Below are 2,110 nucleotides of genomic sequence, written 5' to 3' on the forward strand. Positions count from 1 at the left end.
GCCTGTAGGGATTTTGTACGTTGCAATACTGTTCTCGCTTTCTCAAGCAAAGGGTCTTACAAAAATTTTTAGAACAGTGTTATTCGACAATAAATTATTGACGAGTCACTATTTTTCGTAAGTTTTGATTTCGCCAGATTTAACTCGAGCAACAAATGATTGCAGTTCTTTCTTCACAACAGGCATTAGGAAGTACAGGCCTAGAATGTTGAAAATAGACATCGCAAAGATAGCTGCGTCAGAGAAGTCGATTACCGCGCCAAACTGAATCGTCGCACCGATAACAACAAACACACAAAACATCACTTTAAAAATCAGTTCCGTTGTTTTGCCTTCACCAAATAGGTAAGTCCACGCTTTAAGACCGTAGTACGACCAAGAGATCATGGTAGAAAACGCGAACATGATTACCGCTAGAGCGAGTGTGTATTTGAACACTTCTGCCGTTTCAGTAAACGATGCAGCAGTAAGCGTTACACCCGTTAAGCCAGAACCATCGAATGGACCTGTATTTAGACCAGCGATAGTGATAACCAAGGCTGTCATTGTACAAATGATGACTGTATCAACGAACGGTTCTAATAGTGATACTAGACCTTCAGTGATTGGCTCTTTTGTTTTAACCGCAGAGTGAGCGATAGCTGCTGAACCTACACCTGCTTCGTTTGAGAACGTTGCACGTTTTAGACCTTGGATTAAGGCACCAATGAATCCACCAACCACACCTTCGCCAGTAAACGCACCTGTAAAGATTGCACTGAACGCAGGACCCACTTGATCAAGATTAGAACCGATAACAATCAGAGCCATACCGATATACAGAGCAGCCATCCAAGGAACAACTTTTTCCGTTACCGATGCGATAGAAGGCATACCACCAACAATCACAGAGAAAACTAAAGCGGCGAGTACAAGGCCTGTGATGACACCGTATTCACTTGGTACATCGAATGCGTAAGTTAACATGGCATGTGCTTGGTTAGCTTGGAACATGTTACCGCCGCCCAATGCGCCTAAAATACACATTAATGCAAAACCAATAGCAAGGGCTTTACCTAGTCCACCCAACCCTCTTTCACCAAGACCTTGGCTTAGGTAGTACATGGGACCACCGGAAACGACACCTGAAGGTAGGATAGTTCGGTATTTCACACCTAAGGTACACTCACAGAACTTAGACGCCATACCCAGAAGACCACACAAGATCATCCAGAATGTTGCACCAGGACCACCAATTGCGAGAGCTGCACCCACACCGGCAATATTACCAAGCCCAACAGTTCCAGAAAGCGCGGTTGTTAACGCTTGAAAGTGAGAAACTTCCCCTTCGTGTTTGGAGTTAGGGTCTGTGTACTTACCTTTAATAATGTCTATGGCCATCCCGACACGTTTAAATTGAACAAAGCCAAAGTAAACAGTAAAGATGATCGCAGCGAGCAGTAACCAGCCAACAATAATTGGGAAGTTTGCTTCACCTACCGGTACGCTTTTAAATATCAGTCCAACGAACCAACCTGTATATTCGTTGAAAAAACCATCAACACTTTGACTTAAGTTACTGATAGCTTGATTAAATGATCCTTCTTCTGCAAATGCACTGGAACTAAATAATAATATAAACCCAAAAAATAATTCACGTATGTTTTTCATGGTTTTCCCTGTCTTTTTATTAAATTATGTTTGTTGCTGTTGTGTTTTTTCTATTTGATTTTTTACATTTCAGCGACTTATTTATTGCAATTCGACGGCAACATAAACGGCTGTAGCTAGGTCGAAAAATGAAATAAATATGAGTACTGATCTTGCTTTATATGGATATCCTTTTGGTATGTGCACCAATTAGACTATGGCATTCGGCCTGCCAAGTCCTACTGATAATCCTATACACAAAAATAATACCATCAAAGATTTTTTTACAATAAATTTACAATTGTTCGGGTTTTGTCATTGTTTGGGAATAAGCAGGCATTTTTTAGGTTGGAAAAGGCATATGCAGTAGCTGTTATAGCATGAACTAAGGTGAATGATAGTGGAGGTGCATAGGGAAGTCGGCGAGTTTTAATGTTCAATATGTTTTGGGGAGGTGTTTAAACAATGGATAGCTGAAGAT

At 41.0% G+C, this 2,110-nt stretch carries 1 protein-coding gene; it reads right to left on the bottom strand.

Going from position 1 to position 2,110, the window contains the following annotated elements; all coding sequences use genetic code 11:
- Positions 1-108 precede the first annotated feature (108 nt).
- Entirely contained in the window at positions 109-1,650 is a 1,542-nt protein-coding gene (locus AB4653_RS26370; RefSeq protein ID WP_009846571.1) for a sodium:alanine symporter family protein, read from the bottom strand.
- Positions 1,651-2,110 lie beyond the last annotated feature (460 nt).

Origin of the sequence: Vibrio sp. 10N.222.48.A3 (genome assembly GCF_041475345.1) — a bacterium.
Lineage (GTDB): Bacteria > Pseudomonadota > Gammaproteobacteria > Enterobacterales > Vibrionaceae > Vibrio > Vibrio tasmaniensis_A.

Excerpts from the sequence above, each read along its gene's own strand:
- AB4653_RS26370 (WP_009846571.1), bottom strand. The coding sequence starts at position 1,650 with ATGAAAAACATACGTGAATTATTTTTTGGGTTTATATTATTATTTAGT.